Origin of the sequence: Breznakia sp. PF5-3 (assembly GCF_029504745.1) — a bacterium.
In the GTDB taxonomy this organism is placed as follows: Bacteria; Bacillota_I; Bacilli_A; order Erysipelotrichales; family Erysipelotrichaceae; genus Breznakia.
In genome coordinates, this window is sequence record NZ_JAQFIQ010000041.1 from 1 (window position 1) to 19,879 (window position 19,879).

Annotated in this window: 19 protein-coding genes; 18 read left to right on the forward strand and 1 reads right to left on the reverse strand. The window is 32.8% G+C overall.

Annotation, left to right across the window (positions count from 1 at the left end; genetic code table 11):
• The first annotated feature begins 205 nt into the window (after window positions 1–205).
• From M2475_RS09265 to M2475_RS09280, 4 genes are all read left to right on the forward strand, one after another.
• The gene (locus tag M2475_RS09265; RefSeq protein ID WP_277491111.1) at window positions 206–1,675 is read left to right on the forward strand and encodes a DEAD/DEAH box helicase; all 1,470 of its coding nucleotides are present in this window, start codon (window positions 206–208) and stop codon (window positions 1,673–1,675) included.
• 72 nt (window positions 1,676–1,747) lie between these two features.
• On the forward strand, window positions 1,748–2,437 hold the full coding sequence (locus M2475_RS09270) for a DapH/DapD/GlmU-related protein (RefSeq protein ID WP_277491116.1): 690 nt from the start codon (window positions 1,748–1,750) through the stop codon (window positions 2,435–2,437).
• Between the two features lie 15 nt (window positions 2,438–2,452).
• The gene (locus M2475_RS09275) at window positions 2,453–3,427 is read left to right on the forward strand and encodes a ribose-phosphate pyrophosphokinase (protein WP_277491118.1); all 975 of its coding nucleotides are present in this window, start codon (window positions 2,453–2,455) and stop codon (window positions 3,425–3,427) included.
• A gap of 95 nt (window positions 3,428–3,522) precedes the next feature.
• Entirely contained in the window at window positions 3,523–4,260 is a 738-nt protein-coding gene (locus tag M2475_RS09280; protein ID WP_277491119.1) for a MurR/RpiR family transcriptional regulator, read from the forward strand.
• Between the two features lie 30 nt (window positions 4,261–4,290).
• On the opposite strand, the gene M2475_RS09285 is transcribed toward M2475_RS09280, so the two are convergent.
• Window positions 4,291–7,086 (reverse strand): InlB B-repeat-containing protein, encoded by a 2,796-nt coding sequence (locus M2475_RS09285; protein ID WP_277491120.1) that lies wholly within the window; start codon window positions 7,084–7,086, stop codon window positions 4,291–4,293.
• A gap of 245 nt (window positions 7,087–7,331) precedes the next feature.
• On the opposite strand from M2475_RS09285, the gene M2475_RS09290 reads away from it, so the two are divergent.
• The 14 genes from M2475_RS09290 (at window position 7,332) to M2475_RS09355 (ending at window position 19,733) form a co-directional block, all read left to right on the forward strand.
• Window positions 7,332–8,765 carry a 6-phospho-beta-glucosidase gene (locus M2475_RS09290; RefSeq protein ID WP_277491121.1) on the forward strand — a complete coding sequence of 478 codons (1,434 nt, stop codon included), beginning with the start codon at window positions 7,332–7,334 and terminating at the stop codon, window positions 8,763–8,765.
• An 8-nt stretch (window positions 8,766–8,773) separates the two neighbouring features.
• Window positions 8,774–9,091 carry a PTS lactose/cellobiose transporter subunit IIA gene (locus M2475_RS09295; protein WP_277491122.1) on the forward strand — a complete coding sequence of 106 codons (318 nt, stop codon included), beginning with the start codon at window positions 8,774–8,776 and terminating at the stop codon, window positions 9,089–9,091.
• Window positions 9,092–9,391: a PTS sugar transporter subunit IIB gene (locus tag M2475_RS09300; RefSeq protein WP_277491123.1), complete on the forward strand. Its 300-nt coding sequence runs from the start codon at window positions 9,092–9,094 to the stop codon at window positions 9,389–9,391.
• A gap of 13 nt (window positions 9,392–9,404) precedes the next feature.
• Window positions 9,405–9,677 carry a hypothetical protein gene (locus M2475_RS09305; RefSeq protein WP_277491124.1) on the forward strand — a complete coding sequence of 91 codons (273 nt, stop codon included), beginning with the start codon at window positions 9,405–9,407 and terminating at the stop codon, window positions 9,675–9,677.
• A gap of 20 nt (window positions 9,678–9,697) precedes the next feature.
• Window positions 9,698–10,711 carry a PTS transporter subunit EIIC gene (locus tag M2475_RS09310; protein WP_277491125.1) on the forward strand — a complete coding sequence of 338 codons (1,014 nt, stop codon included), beginning with the start codon at window positions 9,698–9,700 and terminating at the stop codon, window positions 10,709–10,711.
• Between the two features lie 131 nt (window positions 10,712–10,842).
• Window positions 10,843–13,506 carry a glycoside hydrolase family 38 C-terminal domain-containing protein gene (locus M2475_RS09315; RefSeq protein ID WP_277491127.1) on the forward strand — a complete coding sequence of 888 codons (2,664 nt, stop codon included), beginning with the start codon at window positions 10,843–10,845 and terminating at the stop codon, window positions 13,504–13,506.
• A complete protein-coding gene (locus M2475_RS09320; protein ID WP_277491128.1) occupies window positions 13,493–13,924 on the forward strand; it encodes a fructose PTS transporter subunit IIA in 432 nt (143 codons plus the stop codon). The genes M2475_RS09315 and M2475_RS09320 overlap by 14 nt, the downstream gene beginning before the upstream one ends.
• An 11-nt stretch (window positions 13,925–13,935) precedes the next feature.
• A complete protein-coding gene (locus M2475_RS09325; protein WP_277491129.1) occupies window positions 13,936–14,244 on the forward strand; it encodes a fructose PTS transporter subunit IIB in 309 nt (102 codons plus the stop codon).
• A 16-nt stretch (window positions 14,245–14,260) separates the two neighbouring features.
• Window positions 14,261–15,298, forward strand: a complete 1,038-nt coding sequence (locus tag M2475_RS09330) for a PTS fructose transporter subunit IIC (RefSeq protein WP_277491130.1) — start codon at window positions 14,261–14,263, stop codon at window positions 15,296–15,298.
• A gap of 20 nt (window positions 15,299–15,318) precedes the next feature.
• Window positions 15,319–17,283, forward strand: a complete 1,965-nt coding sequence (locus tag M2475_RS09335) for a BglG family transcription antiterminator (protein WP_277491131.1) — start codon at window positions 15,319–15,321, stop codon at window positions 17,281–17,283.
• An 86-nt stretch (window positions 17,284–17,369) separates the two neighbouring features.
• A complete protein-coding gene (locus M2475_RS09340) occupies window positions 17,370–17,990 on the forward strand; it encodes a flavodoxin family protein (RefSeq protein ID WP_277491132.1) in 621 nt (206 codons plus the stop codon).
• Between the two features lie 9 nt (window positions 17,991–17,999).
• Entirely contained in the window at window positions 18,000–18,530 is a 531-nt protein-coding gene (locus tag M2475_RS09345) for a nitroreductase family protein (protein ID WP_277491133.1), read from the forward strand.
• Between the two features lie 149 nt (window positions 18,531–18,679).
• A complete protein-coding gene (locus M2475_RS09350) occupies window positions 18,680–19,294 on the forward strand; it encodes a cytidylate kinase-like family protein (RefSeq protein ID WP_277491134.1) in 615 nt (204 codons plus the stop codon).
• A 1-nt stretch (window position 19,295) separates the two neighbouring features.
• Window positions 19,296–19,733, forward strand: coding sequence for a hypothetical protein (locus tag M2475_RS09355; protein ID WP_277491135.1), 438 nt, complete (start codon window positions 19,296–19,298; stop codon window positions 19,731–19,733).
• Window positions 19,734–19,879: the final 146 nt, after the last annotated feature.

Sequence of the window (19,879 nt, forward strand, 5' to 3'; positions counted from 1 at the left end):
TCTAAAACAATCTTCTTTTTAATTTCGTTAGTCAACTTCATAAGAAAAACCCCCTTTGTTAGTTTATTGTCTAACTTTGGGGGTTCACATCATTATTGAGGCTTTTTTAATTTTATATTTATTAGAGGCTTTTTGAAAGTTCCTAGACGAAAGGGATACAGCAAGGTATACTTGTGGTAGCTATTTGATAGAGAAAGTAGATAATATGAAAAACTTTGAAGATTATATAAAAGATAAAGAAATATTAAAGGCAATTGATAAATTAGGGTATAAGCAGCCTACACCAGTACAAGAAGAAGTTTTTCCTCTTGTATTGAACAATAAGGATGTTATTGTGAAATCACAAACAGGAAGTGGTAAAACGGCAGCATTTGCAATACCAATGTTGCAAAGTTTAGATTGGAATATTAGAAGTCCACAAATACTAGTATTAACGCCTACTCGTGAACTTGCAATCCAAGTAAAAGAAGATATGTTTCATATTGGTAGATACAAACGTTATAATGTACAAGCAATTTTTGGGAAGATGTCGTTTGAAGGACAAGCTAAGCAATTGAAGCAGAGAACACATGTTGTTGTTGGAACACCAGGAAGAGTGCTTGACCATATACAACAAGGAACGCTTAATTTAAGTGCGATTAAATATTTAGTCATTGATGAAGCTGATGAAATGTTTACGATGGGATTTGAAGACCAAATGCGTGATATTTTATCATTTTTAAATAAAAATCGAATAACGGCATTATTATCGGCTACACTTGATGAAAAGATTCAGAAATTATGTAAAGATGAAATGACTGATCCAGTTTATGTGGAAGTTGAATCAGATATGAAAGTAACTGATTTAATTAGACAAGAATACTATGTTGTTGAAAATGATAAAGAAACTTTATTGCGGAAGATAATTATGAAAGAGAATAGTGATAGTTGTATTATTTTTTGTAATACCCAATTAGAAGTGAATCAAGTATATGAACATGTATTTAAAGAGTATAAAATTGCGAAAAAAATACATGGTGGAATGGATCAAAAAGATAGAATTAAAGTAATTAAAGAGTTTAAATTAGGATATTTTCGTTATTTAATTGCAACAGATGTTGCATCAAGGGGACTTGATATTGATCAAGTAGAACTGGTTGTTAATTATGATATACCATTTGATGCACAAACCTATGTACATCGAATTGGGAGAACTGGAAGAATTGGGAATACGGGAAAAGCTATTACATTTGTTTTGAAAGAGGAAAAACGCTTTTTGGATGCAATTCAGAGCATTGTTGAAGCACCTTTAGAAAAACAAGTTATTGATGAAAGAAAAATAGTAGAATACCAAGAAGCTTTTGATAATAAAATACAAACGAGAAAAGAATTAAAAAAAGAAAAGCAATTGGTGTTTAAAGATGAAATATTAAAGTTGCATATCAATGCTGGGAAAAAGACTAAAATGCGTGCTGGTGATATTGTAGGAGCAATTTGTTCAATTGAGGATATTGAAGTATCAGATATTGGTGTAATTAGTATTGTGGATGTTTCAACCTTTGTGGAAATATTAAATAATAAAGGTGAAAAAGTATATCAAGCATTGCAAACAATTCCAATAAAAGGAAGAATTAGAAAAGTAAATAAGGCAAATTTATCTAGTTATGAGATGGATTATCAAAAACAGGTAAAATAATTATAAAAAAATAATGAATATTTGTTGATAATTTGATACTATATTAGAGTATGGATAACAAGGAGTAGCTGAATGGATTATACAGATAAGATGTTATTACAAAAAGAGAAATGGATTCAAAAAAATGAAGCTTTGCTTCGCTCTGGAGTATTTATTATGGATACAACCAATACATATATTGATGAAGATGTAGAAATTGGTGAGGATAGTATTATTTATCCTAATGTATTTATTGAAAAGGGAAGTAAACTTGGTAAACAAGTTAAGGTTTTACCAAATTCATTTATTTCAAATTCAACAATCGAAGATAATACAACAATTGATTCATCAAAGATTGTGGATTCTCGTGTAGGTAAGGATTCTGTAGTTGGTCCAATGTCGCATCTTAGAAATAAAACAAACATTATCGGGAAAGCAAGAATTGGAAACTTTGTCGAAATGAAAAATACGAATTTTGGTTTAGGTAGTAAATGCGCACATCTTACTTATCTTGGAGATAGTGATGTTGGGGAAAGAGTAAATTTTGGATGTGGTGTCGTTACCGTAAACTATGATGGGAAAAATAAATTTAGAACTGTAATTGGAGATGGAGCTTTTATAGGTAGTAACGTAAATCTTATTGCACCAGTAAGAATTGGAAAAAATGCTTTACTGGCAGCGGGAAGCACAATCAACAAAGATGTTGAGGATGGTGCTATGGGTATTGCTAGACCTTACCAAGAGAATAAAGAGGGTCTTGGAAATAAATATAAAAACAAGTAAGGAGAAACAGAGAAAATGGATAAGAGTAAAGCAGTAGTATTTTCATTAACTTCAAGTGTTGATTTGGCAAAAGAAATTTGTGAATATTCGGGACTTCATTTAGGAAAATGTGATGTAACGCATTTTGCAGATGGGGAGATTATGGTCCAGTTACAGGAAACGGTACGTGGAAAAGACGTCTTTCTTGTTCAATCGACATGTACACCAGTATCAAGTAATTTGATGGAAATTTTAATTGCAATTGATGCATGTAAGCGTGCAAGTGCAAAAAGTGTTAGTGTGATTATACCGTATTTTGGTTATGCTAGACAGGATCGTAAAGCAAAACCGCGTCAACCAATTACTGCTAAGCTAGTTGCAGATTTATTACAGGCAGCAGGTGCTACACGTGTGATTACGATGGAACTACATGCTAGTCAGATCCAAGGGTTCTTTAATATACCAGCAGATGATATTAGTGCAATGTGTTTGATTGGAAACTATTTCATTGAAAAGGATATGGGAAAAGATGTTGTAGTGGTTTCACCTGATCATGGTGGAACAACAAGAGCAAGAAAGCTTGCAAAAGCGCTTGATTGTCCTTTAGCTATTATTGATAAACGTCGTCCAAAACCAAATATTGCAGAAGCTATGCATCTAATTGGAGATGTAGAAGGTAAAAAAGCAATTGTAATTGATGATATTGTAGATACAGCAGGAACTTTGATGGCAGGTATTGATATGTTATATGCCAAAGGTGCTACAGAAGTATACACTGCTTGTGTTCATGGAGTATTGTCAGGACCAGCGGTTGAAAGAATTCGTGATTCAAAAATCAAAGAATTTGTTTGTACAAATACAATTGATCAAGCAGAGAAGATGAAAGAATTGAAAAACATGAAAGTTATTAGTGTTGCTGAAGTATTGGCTTCTACAATTGAAAGAGTTGAAAATGGAGAATCAGTAAGTGAAATGCTCCAAAAATTTCAATATACAGCAGCTGAATCATAAAAGACAAAGACATCAAGAGATGTCTTTTTTTGTAAGAAACATATGCTCTTTTCCTTTGCTTATAAACGTGATACTATGATTACAGAGGTGATTTTGTGTTTCGTGCAGAAGAGATAAGAAGCTTAAATGAGTTGGAACTAGAAGTTTATAATTATATAACGAAGCATCGTGAGGAAGTATTATCTATGAAAATTAGGGAATTAGCCGATGCTGCTCATGTATCGACAACCACCGTTTTACGGTTTTGTAAGAAGGTTGGATGTGATGGATATGCGGAGTTTAAGGTTCGCTATAAAATGGAACTATCAAAGAGTGAGGATATTCATGATTATAATGATATTCATTTAATGTTAGAATATTTTAAACGAATTGATAGCGAGGATTTTGATGAACAACTCAATGTTGCTGCAGAGATGATACGGGAGCAACACAAAGTGATATTTTTGGGAATAGGGACATCCGGTATTTTAGGGAAATACGGTGCACGATTCTTCTCTAATATTGGAAAGTTTTCACAACATATCGACGATCCTTTTTATCCAATTCCAACAGGATATTATGATGATTCAGTAATCATTGTGTTATCTGTGAGTGGTGAAACGGAACAGACGATTGATCAAATTCATCAATTTAAAAATACCAATTCAGCCATTATCTCAATAACGAATACGGGGACAAACACGATCGCAAAAATGTCAGATTTGAATTTATCATATTATGTACCTATGGATGTGGTAGGAGATGCAATTAATCTAACAACGCAGATACCCGTTCTCTTTATGATTGAAACAATTGCGAAAAAAGTAAAACAACTATCAAAAGAAAGTGTATAAAAAGGACAATTTAATATTGTCCTTTCTTTTTTATTGATGTTTTTTTCTTCTTATAAATAAGATAGCCAATCCACTGATTGCTACTATGAATGATAAACCAAGAATGTTTGTGTTATCAAATGTATTTATAGAATTTGTCTTCTTTGTAGATTCTTTCACATCTGGAGATGTACTAGGTGCCTCTGGTGTTGTAGGTTTAGTAGGCTCACTAGGTTTACTAGCTTCATCTTTCCAGTTTGCATATAATACCAATGGTTCATCCTCAATACCTTCATATGTATCTAATAAAGTCATTACTTTGTTAATTGAGAAATCCCAAGGTGAATCAAATGTATCTTTTTTCAGATACCATCCAGCGAAGGTCTTATCTTTGTTCGTTGGTGTTTGTTCAGGTTGATTTAATAAGTCATTTAAACTAAGTGTTGTTTGATGTGAAGTTTGATCATTTAATGAACCACCATTGTAATCAAATATTACTGATATTTCAATATCATCTGCTTTTGAATGAATATCATAATTGTTCCAAGGATTTGCGAAACCAACATTGGTTGTAACATTTTTAATGTTTTGTTTATGGTGATTAGCTACCGCTGTCTCATAGTCATTTTTTGGTTTTGTAAGACGCCAGTAGAATAATCCTTTTCCGGCATTGTTATTTTCAAATTTTGTATTGTTCATTTCCACGATGCTATTAGGAGAATTATGATCCACATAAATCGCTCCTCCGTATTCCACTGCTGCGTTATCTTTAAATAATACATTTCCACTCGTTTTTAATTTACTTACATCTTTGTAGTAATCTAAATAGATTGCTCCACCATTACGACCAGCCGTATTTGCTTGGAAAACGACATTATCTGTTATGTTGAAGATAGCATCTAGAGCATCACTTGTATCGTTATATGTGTAGATTGCTCCACCATCACGATTAGCATTGTTATTTTGGATTTTTGTATTTCCTGAAATATTAACGGTAACATTAGAACCAGAATGCCATCCTAAGAAGAAGATAAATCCACCATCACGATTAGCAACATTCTTTTCATATGTACCACCTGTAATGTTTACGGTAGCACCTGAATTGATATCCATTGCTCCACCATCAAAAGCTGCGGAATTTTCGCTAACTTGCACATTGCCGTTGAAATTCAATTTTCCATTTCCATTCATGAATACAGCACCGGCATAAGTTCCGTTATTCTTAGAAAGGACAGCTTTGTCTTGGATGGTTGCATGAGCATAGTATAAATGTAATGCTCCACCTGAATCTGTTGCTATATTTTTTTCTATTAATGCATTGTCTTTAACAATAATAGTTGATAAACTTCCATTTGCGAAAATAGCACCACCTTTATCAGCTATATTGTTGACAATTTTTGTATCTTGACCAATTTCAATTGATTTAGGATATGCGTCATTATAAATCTCAGGTAGATAAATTGCTCCCCCTGTTGCACTTCCACTACCAGTAGAAATGACGATATTGTCACTTATTGTTGTATTTGTAATGCTACTGTTTCCACCACCTACATAGATTGTTCCACCAGTTTCATGTGAATAGTTTGATTCTAGTAAATTGTTTTTGATTTCACTGTTTTTAATGATTAAACTTCCATCTTTAAAATTTGATGGTGCATAGTAAATGCGTGTTGTTATCGCTGAAGAAGTGGAACCAGAATCTGTTGTATGATACGTTTTGTTATTATTTACTTTACAATTGTTCATTTCTAGTGAACTAGTAAGGATACCAGCGTGATAACCATAAGATTTATTGTTGTTTACTTCACTATCAGAAATTGCTAATAAACCAGAGTGGTCGATTGCTCCAGCAGATGCCACTGTTGATGAATTTGTTGGCATAAGTGCCACATTTTCATTAATAGTTGAATTAGTAATTGTTAATTGGCTTTGAGAATTGTGGCTAATACCACCACCACTTACTGCCTTGTTTCCTGTGATTACAGTATTATCAATAGAAAGGGTACAATTCATTCTTGTAAAGATAGCTCCACCTTGTCCATTGATTGCTAAGTCAGCAGAATTGTCGATTAATCGACTATTTCTAATTATAATATCATGTTCTTCCCAAGAACCAATGGCACCACCATGTCCTCCAGAACCACTATTGCTAGTAGAGTTATTGATTATAGTTGTTCCATCCATTGTAAAAGGGAAACGTTTGACTGCACCAGTACCTTGCAAACGAATGGCACCACCAATCCCTGTATTTTTGGTGTTTTTAATTGTTCCACCTTTTAAAGTGAAAGAGTCGGCATAAGAATATATACCTCCACCTGATAGTTCGCCATCTAAAACAATATTTTCTAAGGTTAAACCACTATTTCCTGTTGCGAAGAAATGACGAATTCCATCACTATATAAAGTAGTCGGATTATTTAAACCTCTAATTGTAATTTGCTTATCATTAATCGATGGTGCATCAGTAATTGTTCCATCGGCATAATGAATGTCATTTTCAACGATGATTGTACCACCATTTGGAACATTTCTTATAGCATTTATAAAATCATCATAATTATTTACTGATACAATATTACGCGCCGCTTTCGGCATAGTAGCGGTGATATCTGTGGATAGTGTCTCCATTGTACTTGTTGAAGGAGTATCTGTTTCTACATTCTCCTCTTCCACCTCACTTGGACTTCCCTCTTCTACATCCGTTGGTGTTTGTTCAACTTCTTCTATGTCTGTTTCTTCTAAATCACTTGCATAGACCTGTGCATTTAAAGATTGTTGTAGCCCAACCAAAACGGTTAGAGCTAATAAAGTCACTACTAAAAAAATATGTTTTCTTTTCTTTCTCATATTGCCCTCCAATATTTTCCTCCTTATTATAAGGAGAAATAACAAACATTTACAAAAAATGTTTTGAATAAGAGGTTTATTGTAATAAAATTAATATTTCTGTTTTTTTTATGTAACAAATTATAAATAAAGCAACAGGTTTTTTAAGCGTTGGAAAATGAGACAAGCAAAGATTGGGTTGCTATAATGTAAGCGTATTCAAAATGATATCAATTGAAACAAAGATAATTACAGGAGGAGATGAGATGGAGAAACAACGGTTTCCAAAAGACTTTCTGTGGGGTGGTGCAGTTGCTGCACATCAATTAGAAGGTGCCTGGAACGTGGGTGGCAAAGGAATGAGTGTTGCGGATGTAATGAGCGCAGGAGCACATGGTGTTGCCAGAAAAATAACAGATGGTGTAAAGGATGGAGAAATATATCCAAATCATGAAGCAATTGATTTTTATCATCATTATAAAGAAGATATTGCATTGTTTGCGGAACTAGGGTTTAAATGTTTTCGCACTAGTATTGCATGGACACGTATTTTTCCAAAGGGAGATGAAAAGGAACCAAATGAAGAGGGCTTACAATTTTATGATGATATGTTTGATGAGTGTTTAAAATATGGAATTGAACCAGTTATTACCTTATCACACTTTGAAATGCCATATCATTTGGTAAAAGAGTATGGGGGATTTCGTAATCGGAAATGTATTGATTTCTTTATGAATTTTGCAGAAGTATGTTTTAAAAGATATAAACACAAAGTGAAATATTGGATGACATTTAATGAGATTAATAATCAAACGAATTATAAAACAGATTTTGCTCCATTTACGAATTCAGGAATTGTGTATAAAGAAGGTGAAAATCGTGAAGAAATTATGTATCAAGCAGCCCATTATGAATTGGTTGCAAGTGCAAAAGCGGTAAAATTGGGTCATACTATAAATAAGGATTTTAAAATTGGTTGTATGATTGCAATGTGTCCAATATATCCATATTCATGTGATCCAAAGGATATGATGAGTGCAACAAGTGCAATGCATAAAAGATTATATTTTGCAGATGTTCATGCTCATGGGGAATATCCAAACTATATAAAAACCTATTGGCAACGAAAAGGGTTTGATATTGATATCCATGCAGAAGATGAGCAAATATTGAAAGAAGGTCGCGTGGATTATATAGGGTTAAGTTATTATATGTCATTTGCGACAAAGTATGTAGAGGGGAATCTACATTATGATTATGATGAAGAAACGATGTTAGTTAAAAATCCATATGTTGAAGCATCAAAGTGGGGTTGGCAAATTGATCCAATTGGCTTACGATATTCATTGAATTGGTTATATGATCATTATCGTTTACCATTGTTTATTGTTGAAAATGGATTTGGTGAAATTGATGAGGTTAAAGATGGTAAGATACATGATGATTATCGTATTCGTTATATGCAAAAGCACATAGAAACAATGGGTGATGCTATATATGAAGATGGTATTGATGTTATTGGGTATACATCATGGGGACCTATTGATATTGTATCTGCTGGGACAGGTGAAATGAAGAAACGTTATGGATTTATTTATGTAGATAAAGATGATGATGGAAGTGGAACACTTGCCAGAAGTAAGAAAGCATCTTTTGACTGGTTTAAAAAAGTTATTGAAACAAACGGAGCACAAATATAGGAGATATTATGGAAGGACTTGAACTAATTAGCTTTCAAATTATTTCGGCAGTGGGTAGCGCGAAAAGCATGTATGTAATGGCGATACAAGAAGCGAAAGCAGGAAATATAACGAAAGCGAAGACATTGATGGAAGAAGGCCAAGAAGTGTTTAAACAAGGACATGAAGCGCATGCAGGATTGATTCAAGAGGAAGCGAATGGGAATCCAACAATGGTTAATTTGCTTCTTGTACATGCAGAAGATCAACTGATGACAACAGAGACATTTAAACTAGTTGCTGATGAATTTATTGATTTATATGAAAAACAAGAGGAGAAGAAATAAATGAAAAAGATTAGATTATTTTGTAACGCAGGGATGTCAACCAGTATGTTAGTTAAAAAGATGGAGGAATCTGCTGCAAGTAAAGGATTGGATGTGGAAATCATTGCTTATCCGCTTAATGATTTAAACGCAAAAATGGATGAGGCAGACATTATCTTACTTGGACCACAAGTAGGATATGAAGAGAAAAGGGTAAAAGGTTTGTGTGAACCAAAAGGCATTCCGGTTGGTGTGATACCAATGACAGATTATGGAATGATGAACGGTGAAAAGGTATTAACCTTTGCATTGAATTTATAAGAGGAGAAAAAGAATGAAACAGTTTTTAAATGATAAAGTAGTACCAGCGATTATGAAGTTTGTGAATACAAAAGCGATTATGGTATTACGTAATGGGATCTTGTATACGATGCCACTTACAATTATTGGATCATTTTTCTTGATTATTGCATGTTTCCCATATGATCCAGTAGTAGAATGGTTAGGTGAAGTTGAATTACTTGGACCATTATTTCAAGTAACGGGGGCAACGTTTGATATCATTGCAATTGCAGCTGTAATTGGAATTGCATATGAAAATATGTAAAAGCTGAAGGATATCCAGCAATGAATGCAGGAATTATCTCGTTTGTATGTTTCTTGATTATTCAAGAATCATCAGTGATGAGTGAAAGTGGTGAAGCAGTAGGTAGTGTGATCAATAAAGCTTGGACTGGTGGAAAAGGGATGATTTGTGCAATTTTGATTGGATTGCTTGTTGGATATATATATTCGTTATTTATGAAGAAGGATATTCGTATAAAGATGCCAGCAGGAGTACCTGAAGGGGTGGCAAATTCATTTACTTCATTGATTCCTGGATTTGTATTAATTACTGCAACGTTTGTTGTTTATACAGTATTTGAAATTTTTGGAAATACAACCTTATTAGAAATGATTTATGATGTGATCCAAACACCTCTGCAAGGAATGACAGATAGTTTAGGTGGAGTGATTATGATGGGATTCTTAATTCCCTTCTTATGGTTCTTTGGGGTGCATGGTTCTACCATTGTTGGTGGAATTATGGGACCATTGCTTACTGCAAATGCATTAGAAAATCAAGCGATTTTAGATGCTGGAAAAGAATTGACTTTGGCAAACGGAGGACATATTGTTACCCAACAATTCTTAGATCAATTTATGACTGTAACAGGAGCAGGTATGACCATTGGGGTTGTTATGTTTATGGTGTTCTTTGCTAAGTCAGCAAGAAATAAAGAAATTGGTAAAATGTCAGCAGTACCTGCATTATTCAATATTAATGAGCCAGTATTGTTTGGTACACCAATTACATTGAATCCAATGTTAGCAGTTCCTTTCATTGCAATGCCAATGATTTCAGGCTTAATTTTATATTTTGCTCAATACACTGGAATTGTTCCACTATTTGGTGGAGTCATGGTTCCATGGACAACACCGCCAGTAATTTCAGGATTCTTGGTAGGTGGCTGGCAAGCAGCCTTGTTGCAAGCCTTTGTATTAGTGTTATCATTCTTTGTATATCTTCCATTTATTAGAAAAATAGATAAGATGAACTTGGAAGATGAACAAAAAGCAGTGGAAGAAGCGAAAGCATAAAAATGAAGATATCCTTTCATTTAATGAAAGGATATCTTTTTTTGTTGTACACCATTTTTCGTCTTCGAAAGAAAACATTTGGTATTTTAGTGTTTTTTATATTCATTATAATAAAACATGAGGAGGAACTTATGAAAAAAACAATTCATATTGTGCCACATACACATTGGGATCGTGAATGGTATTTCACAAGTCAAAGATCATTGATTTATTTGCTTGCGCAAATAAAAGAGGTGTTAAAAACATTAGAAAATGATAAAGCTTATCATTATTATTTTTTAGATGCACAGAGTTCATTGATTGAAGATTATGTTAAATATTATCCAGAAGATTATAAGCGGATTCAGAAACTTGTAAGTGAGGGAAGATTAGTAGTTGGACCTTGGTATACACAAAGTGATTTATTCGTTGTTTCTAGTGAGTCAGTGGTTCGTAATTTATATTATGGAATTGAGTATGCACAGACACTTGGACATAGTATGAGAATCGGATATGTTCCAGATTCGTTTGGACAAGGTGGAAATGTGCCACAGATATATAAATCTTTTGGAATAGATAAAGCTTTATTTTGGCGGGGAATCGGTGATGATAAGTTAAAATCTACAGAGTTTAAATGGATTGGAAGTGATGGTACAGAAATTTTGGGTGTACAAATGCCATTTGGTTATTTCTATGGTGCTAATTTTCCTAAAGAAGAAGCAAATTATAAAAAATTTATTGAAGCGATGTTACCAAAACTAGAAGAAAAATCACTAGTGGAAAATATTTATTTCCCTAATGGATTTGATCAATTACCAATCAATAAGAATTTGGTACAAATTACAGAAAAGCTTAATGCTATTGATCCAACAAGAGAATATATAATTTCTTCTCCTGAAAAATACTTTGAAGCATTAAAAATGGAAGCTAAAGAATTGCCAAAAGTATATGGAGAGTTGTTAGAAGGAAAAAATTCTAGAGTTCATAAAACTATTTTTTCTAGTCGATCAGATTTAAAAATATTGAATAATAAATGTGAGAATTATCTAACAAACGTTGTAGAACCGCTTTCGTTTATGCGTTACTTGATTGATGGGAAGTATCCACATAAAGAAATAGAGTCTATATGGAAATTATTATTTGAAAATGCTGCTCATGATAGTATTGGTTGTTGTAATAGTGATGATACAAATGCAGATATTTATTATCGTTATAAAAAAGCATATGATATATCTTTAAATCTTGTTGAATATACGATGCGAATGATAGCTCAACAAATTAATCAAGATGAATACTATAGCTTCACAGTATTTAATCCTCTTCCATATAAACGTAATGGAAGAGTGGAAGCGTCAATATATGTTCCACATGATCATTTTGTTTTAAGAGATGATTTTGGAAATGAGATACCATATGAAATTTTAGAGATTGAAGATCAATCTAATTATGTATTGCATCAGGCCAAGTTGTTAACCCCTTCAATGTTTCGTGATGAAGGGGAATCTAGCTGTTATCCAGAAAAAGTGTTTCTTGCAAAAGTACATATTTATGTAGAAGAAATTCCTGCTTTGGGATATGGTCAATTTTATTTATATCCAGATTTAAAGCCAAAAGAACACAAATTGGAAAATAATCAAAAGTATATTGAAAATGAAAGATATAAAGTTATCTTGGAAGATAACAATAGCTTTACGGTACTTGATAAAGTAACGGATAAAACTTATCAAGATCAAATCGTATTTTATGAAAATGGGGATGATGGAGATTCCTATAACTATTCACCACCTCGTGAAGATAAGGTATTAACGTCATATGATGCAAAACAAATTGGTGGTAAAACAATTATTACGGATGTGGAACAACGCTTTGAACTGGATTATGAATGGATGTTACCTAAGGATTTAAAAGAACGCGCATTACAGAAAACAAATGCGAAAGTGACATATAAAGTAGTGGTTAGTGTAGTTAAGGAGGATCCTAAAGTACATGTTAAGGTCATTTTTGATAATCGTGTTTATTCTCATCGATTATGTGTTCGCTTTCACTCAGATATAAAAGCTAAACGGGGAATAGCAGATCAATTCTTTGGTGTCATTGAAAGAGATGTTACACACGCTAAGATGGATACTTGGAAGAGCGAAGGGTGGACGGAAGCGCCAATCCAGATTAATCCAATGCAATCTTTTGTAGCTTTGAGTGATGAAGATGCAACGATAAGCGTTATGACAAAAGGGGTAAGAGAATATGAAGTGGTTGGTAATCAATATCAAGATCTTCAACTTACACTCTTTCGGACATATTCCTTTATGGGAAAAGAAGAGTTATTATATAGACCTGGAAGAGCTTCTGGAGAATCCATTGAAAAAACTCCAGATGCAGAATTATTAGGTGAAATCACTTGTGAGTTTGCAATTAATTATGAAGCAAAGAAATTTGATGATTTGAAGATTGCAAAACAAGCGAAAGCGTATTTAAGTCCAATGCAAATATTTGAACAAGTAGAATTTTTAAATAGTCGTATTCGTTTTATTCGAAATATACCAGAAGTGAAAACACTACCTACAAGAAAAGGATATTTTGAATTAGATAATAAAGATGTCGTTGTTAGTGCATGTAAAAAGAGTGAAAAAGAAAATGCTATGATATTACGTTGTTTTAATCCATATTTGAATAAAGAAATTGATATTACAAATATGGAGAAATATAGTGTAAGTGTAGCATTAGATGAAGTAAAACAGATAATGAAGAAAAAAAGCTTAAAACATTGTGAATTTGTTACCTTGCGAAAGGGGAGTGAAGAGTTTGATAATAAATGAAAAATTAATTGATTTTTATGGAAAATTTAAAAATAAAGAAGATGCCATCCATCAATTGATAACGATGGCAAAAATTGAAAATCGAATCAAAGATGTAACAATATTTTATGAGGCAGTTATGAAAAGAGAAGCCGAAGCTTCGACATCATTGGGATATTCTGTAGCTATACCGCATGGCCGTTGTGATGAAGTGAGTGAACCATTTGTAGCAATGGCAAAATTGAAGGAACCAATGATGTGGAACGATAAGGAAGTGCGTTTAATTTTCTTGATTGGTGTACCTAAATCATCTTCTGATAATTTGCATTTAAAGATTCTTGCAAATTTATCAAAACATTTGATTGATGATACATTTCGGGAAGTGTTATTAGAGACAGAAGATGTACAAGAAGTATTAAAATTATTTAGTGAATTTTAAAAGGAGGAAATATGAAAATTATAGGTGTTACAGCGTGTATTGCAGGAATTGCGCATACTTATATGGCACAAGCTGCAATTGAAAAAGAAGCAAAAAAACAAGGGCATGAGTGTAAGATTGAAACACAAGGGTCTATGGGAAATGAAAATGAATTAGAAGAACATGAAATTGAAGCGGCTGATGTGGTGATTATTGGCGCTGATATCAATGTTGAAGGAATTGAGCGTTTTGATGATAAAGTGGTTTATAAAACAACAGTTTCTGAATGTGTGTCAGAACCTGAAAAAGTAATTGCTGAAGCAATAAAATTAATAGGATAGAAAAAGGAGAAATGAAATGAAAAAGAGATTAGTAGAGATAAAAAATCATGCTATGACAGGAGTGTCTTACATGATTCCAACGGTAACCGTTGGTGGGATATTGTTCGCCTTAGCGATAGCATTTGGATCAAAAACAGAAACAGGGCTTGTTATTGAGGGTGAATTGTTAAACAATATCTATAGTTTAGGAGCAGCTGGAATGGCGATGATGGTACCTGTTTTAAGTGGATACATCGCATATTCAATCGCTGGTAGACCAGGGTTAGTACCAGGATTGGTTCTTGGATATGTTGCCAATAACCCTGTGGGTACAAATCAAGTGTCAACGGGTTTCTTAGGTGGCTTGTTGGTTGGTATTGCAGCAGGATATCTAGCGAAATGGATCAAAGGTTGGAAAGTTTCTAATTTTATTAAACCTTTGATGCCAATTATCATAATTCCATTAATTAGTGTTTTAGTAGTAGGAATGATCTATATTTATGTTATTGCAAATCCATTGGGATCAATGGTAACAGGACTTGAAACATGGTTAGCAGATTTAGAAACAGGAAGTGTTGTCGTATTGGCAATTGTAATTGGATGTATGATAGCCTTTGATATGGGTGGTCCATTCAATAAAATTGCATATACAACAGCAAGTGCTTTAATTGCTACAGGAAATGCAAGTTTAATGGGAATGGCAGGAGTTGCTATTTGTATTCCACCAATTGGTGTGGGAGTTGCCTCTTTAGTATTGCGAAATAAATTTACCAATGAAGAGCGTGAGACAGGAAAAGCAGGAATTATCATGGGTGCATGTGGTATAACGGAAGGAGCTATTCCCTTTGCTGCCACAGATCCATTACGCGTTATTCCATCGATTATGATTGGTTCATCTGTCGGAGCAATTATTGCTGGAATAGCAGGCGCAACAGATAATGCCCCATTAGGAGGATTACTTGTTTTACCTGTTGTTGGAAATCCTGTGATGTATGTAGTTGCGGTGGTTGCAGGAGTTGCAACAGTAGTGCTATTATTAGCAGTATTAAAGAAACCTATTTCTGAGAAAGAATAAAAATATGAAAGGAGGTATATATGAAAAATAGAACGATTTATATAATAAAAACATTACTTAATAATTCAGAAACATATATGCCTCTTTCATTCTTTTCAAATGAGTTAGGGGTTTCTGTGCGTACGATTCAAAATGATATGAAAGTTGTCAAAGAAGCTGTGTCAACGTATCATTTAACACTTGATAATAAAAGAGCATTGGGCTTTAAACTTGATGGAAACAGTGAAAACAAAGAACAATTACGGATGTTTTTAAAAATGTCGAGTGTGGATGGTTCAAGTAATGATTTTGTAGAGTTAAGAAGACAGAAAATTATTCAAATGTTACTTAGTGAAAATAAAAAAACTTCAATCAATGCATTAGCAGATCAGTTTTATGTTTCAAGAACCTCTATTGTAAAGGATATGAAACAGATTGAAGAATGGTTAGCAAATTATCGTATTAAAATATGTAAAACACATGATGGAACTTATGCATTGGGAAGTGAAAAAAATATTCGTCGAGCATTATCCGATATTGTGAAAAGAGCGATTGTTAATGAAAATATAGATTTTCACCAGTTGGATCATCAACGATTAAGTCTTTCGACATTGTATCGTTTAGAAGCATTATTTGAGAAAGCAGATATTATAAAAGTGGAAGATATTCTACATAATATAGAAAAAAAGATGCATCAGACATTTAATGATTTATCATATATTAATTTAATTACACATCTGTTGATTATGGTGACACGTTCTACGAAGGTAGAACATGTCACCACTGTGAAAAGTAATCATCAAGAGGATATTTCTAAGTATCATATGAATCTTGCTGAAGAACTTTTAAAACAGTTAAATCAAGCTTTTGATTTAACTTTAGGAGCAGAAGAATTGGATTATATCTATCAGCATTTAATGTGTACTGGTATCCAAAGTGGGATTGATCAAGAAGAATTAGAAGATTATATTAATTCCTTGGATAATGAAGGTGATGCTTTTGTAAAGTCTTTAATTGAAAGTGTTTCTGATAACTTACATTTAGATCTGACAAAGGATAAAGATTTATATTTAAATTTAAGAGCACATTGTATTCCGATGATAAAAAGAATTAAATATGGGAGTACACAAACGAATCTTTTACTGGAAGAAATTAGAGAGAAGTATGCAGCTCTTTTTGGTGTGGTACTTATTTCAATCCAAACCTTGGATAATGAATTATCCAAATTGATAAGTGATTCAGAAGTTGGTTATATAACAATTCATTTTCAATCAGCAATTGAACGTAATGTAGAAAGTAAACGAGCAATTATTGTCTGTCCTGAAGGAATTGGTTTTTCGCGTTTAATATATAATCGAATTAAACATTATATTCCTCTCTTAAAGATTGTTGATATTGTTCCTTTTAAAGATGTGGATATGTATGATATGACAAAAATTGATTTAGTCTTATCAACTGCTCAATTGGATTATATCGAAAAACCAGTAATTACGGTTTCTTCGTTTGCGGATTTACCAGATATCAAACGGATTAATAATTATTTGATCAAGCATTCGAATAAACATCCAATAACAGAAGCAAAACAATATTTTAAAGAAGGTTTTGTCTATATTGATAAGCAATTTAAAGATAAAAAGGAATTGCTTTCTTATTGTTGTGATAAATTATATGAAGTAGGTTATGTAAAAGCGGGATATAAACAGACTGTGTTGAATCGTGAATACTCGATGCCAACAGAAATTGGTCGCGGGATTGCTATTCCACATGGAGAAAAAGAGTATGTAAATGAATCGGTTGTTATGCTTCTTACTTTAAAGGAACCAATGTTGTGGAATAATACGAAAGTAGATTGTATTTTCTTTTTATGTTTAAAGTTTGAAAATGCGAAAAATAATAAGATGGCAATCAATAGTTTGTTTCAAATTATTGATAACGAAGATGTAATAGCGAAAATTCGTGAAACAAAGAATGAAAGTTCATTCTTTGAATTATTGAATACGATGTAAGAGAAAATCATATTTTGTGATTTTCTTTTTTCTTGAATTATTTTCTTGATTTTATGATACTATTAAAAATATAGAGGAGGCATATTATGAAAGTAATTTTAGTTAATGGAAGTCCAAAATCAAATGGCTGTACGTATACAGCACTAAAAGAAGTCTCCAAAGAACTTACAAAAGAGGGAATTGAGACAGAAGTATTTCAACTTGGGAATGAACCGATTATGGGCTGTATTGGGTGTCGTGTATGTAAACAGACAGGACGTTGTTTTAAAGAAGATTTGGTAAATGAATTTTTGGATAAGATAGATGATGCAGATGGTTTTGTATTTGGAACACCTGTTCACTATGCAGGAGCATCAGGGTCAATTACATCTTTTTTAGATCGTGTTTTCTATAGTGCAGGGAATCGTTTTGATTATAAACCAGGTGCTGCGATTGTAAGTTGTCGAAGAGGTGGAGCAACTGCAGCATTTGATCAGATGAATAAATATTTCACAATCAGCAATATGCCAATCGTATCATCTCAATATTGGAATATGGTACATGGAAACAGTCCTGAGGAAGTATTACAAGATTTGGAAGGATTACAAACTATGAGAACATTAGGAAAGAATATGGCATGGTTATTGAAGTGTATTGATAGTGGAAAAAAACAAAATGTAGCATATCCAGAAAAAGAAAAGATACAGAGAACGAACTTTGTTCGATAGGAGGAAAAGATGGAAACATTAGATGCTATTGTACAACGTCAGTCTTGTCGTTCATATAAAGAGAATCAAATAGATGAAGAACAATTAACGAAGCTTTTATATGCTGCAAATGCAGCACCAGTAGGAATGAAACGTTATGAGAATGTGAAAATTACAGTGATTCAAAATAAAGAAATTTTGAAGGATATTAATGATGCGTGTGAAAAAGTGTTTCAAAGGGGACAGAACGTTACTTATGATGCACCCACTTTGGTTTTAGTTTCAGTAAAAAAACCAGAAGATAAAGCAAATCCTTCAGCCCTTTGCAATGCAGCTTGTATGATTGAAAACATGGCAATTGCAGCAACTGATCTTGGTATTGGGAGTGTGTATCTATTAGGTTTGACAAGAGTTTTGATTGAGGATAAAGAATTTTGTGATAAACTTCTCATCCCAGAAGACTTTATACCAGCTTCTGCTATTGCCCTTGGGTATCCAGAAGCAACATTTGCAATGCGTGAAGCAACTTTAGAAAATTATAAAATTGATTATTTAAGATAAGATGTAAAAGAAACCTTGTTAATTGGAAACCAATAACAGGGTTTTATATTGTTTTAATAAGAAAATGAGAATGAAATGAGTTAATTTATAGGAACGTGATTTTCTTATAGGCTAGTGATATAATAAGAATGATGAAGGAGGGATCCATCATGAGCAGAAAAGTGATTGTTACAGTTTCAAGGGAATATGGTAGTGGAGGAAAGCGAATTGCTAAGGAATTAGCAAATAGGCTTAATATTCCTTACTACGACAAAGAAATTTTATCAGCTATGAGTAAAGAAAGCGGTATTGATGAAGAACTTCATGAGCAAATGGATAATCAAGTTTCACAGGATGATTATTACTTTAATTTAGGGGTAGCAAAATTTGTAGCACCCAGTTCCGTTTTAGGAGAACTTTCTTTACTTGAGCGAATATACCAAACACAAAAAAAGGTTATTTGTGATTTGTCGAAAAATTCTTGTGTGATTGTAGGACGTTGCTCAGATTATATATTGAGAGATGATCCAGATGTTATTCATGTCTATATACGCGCAAATATAGAAGATAAAAAATATCGAGCAATTCATAGTTATGGCGAAAATGAAAATGCAATTGAAAATACTCTGGCAGATATGGATAAACGTCGTGCAAATTATTACAATTATTTTACAAATCAAATTTGGGGGAAAATATCAAATTATGATTTAGTTTTAAATACTTCAAAGCTTGGAACCCAAGAAGCTGTAGATGTTATAGAAAAATTTGTTGAGGTACGGAAATAGGATGGATAAAAATTATCGTAAAATTATAATTATGCTTATTTGTTCAGTTGTTATTGTTAGTGTAACATTGTTGTTTAATCATTTTACATCATCACGGCATGGGAAAGTAATTAGAATAACAATTCTTGATGATAAACAAAAAGTCATTTTTGATGAAGATGTAGAAACATCAAAGAGTGAATTAAGTGAATTGTTGAAAGAATTGGATGGAAATAAGACAATCAAATTGAAATATGGCGGCGATGAATCAGGAATGAAAATTGTTGGTTTGGGAGAAGATAAACTGATTAATGAAAATGAAGCCCAAAAATTATATTGGCAGTATTCTTCTTCAAATAACGTACAATGTTTAGAAAACAAGGGATGTGGCCCCATTGAGAAAGTATTAATTGAAGATGGAGATGAATTTACATTTCAATTGCAATATCAAGAAAAATAAAACTAAGAAATTTCTTTCAACTATTTTTTTACAATGATATATATCATTGTTCAGACTGTTGACAAAAGAAGTCAATGGTCTTTTTTTATAACAAGGTATATGATACAATCTATTAGGCAGGAAATTTCTCTATTTTAGTCGATAAA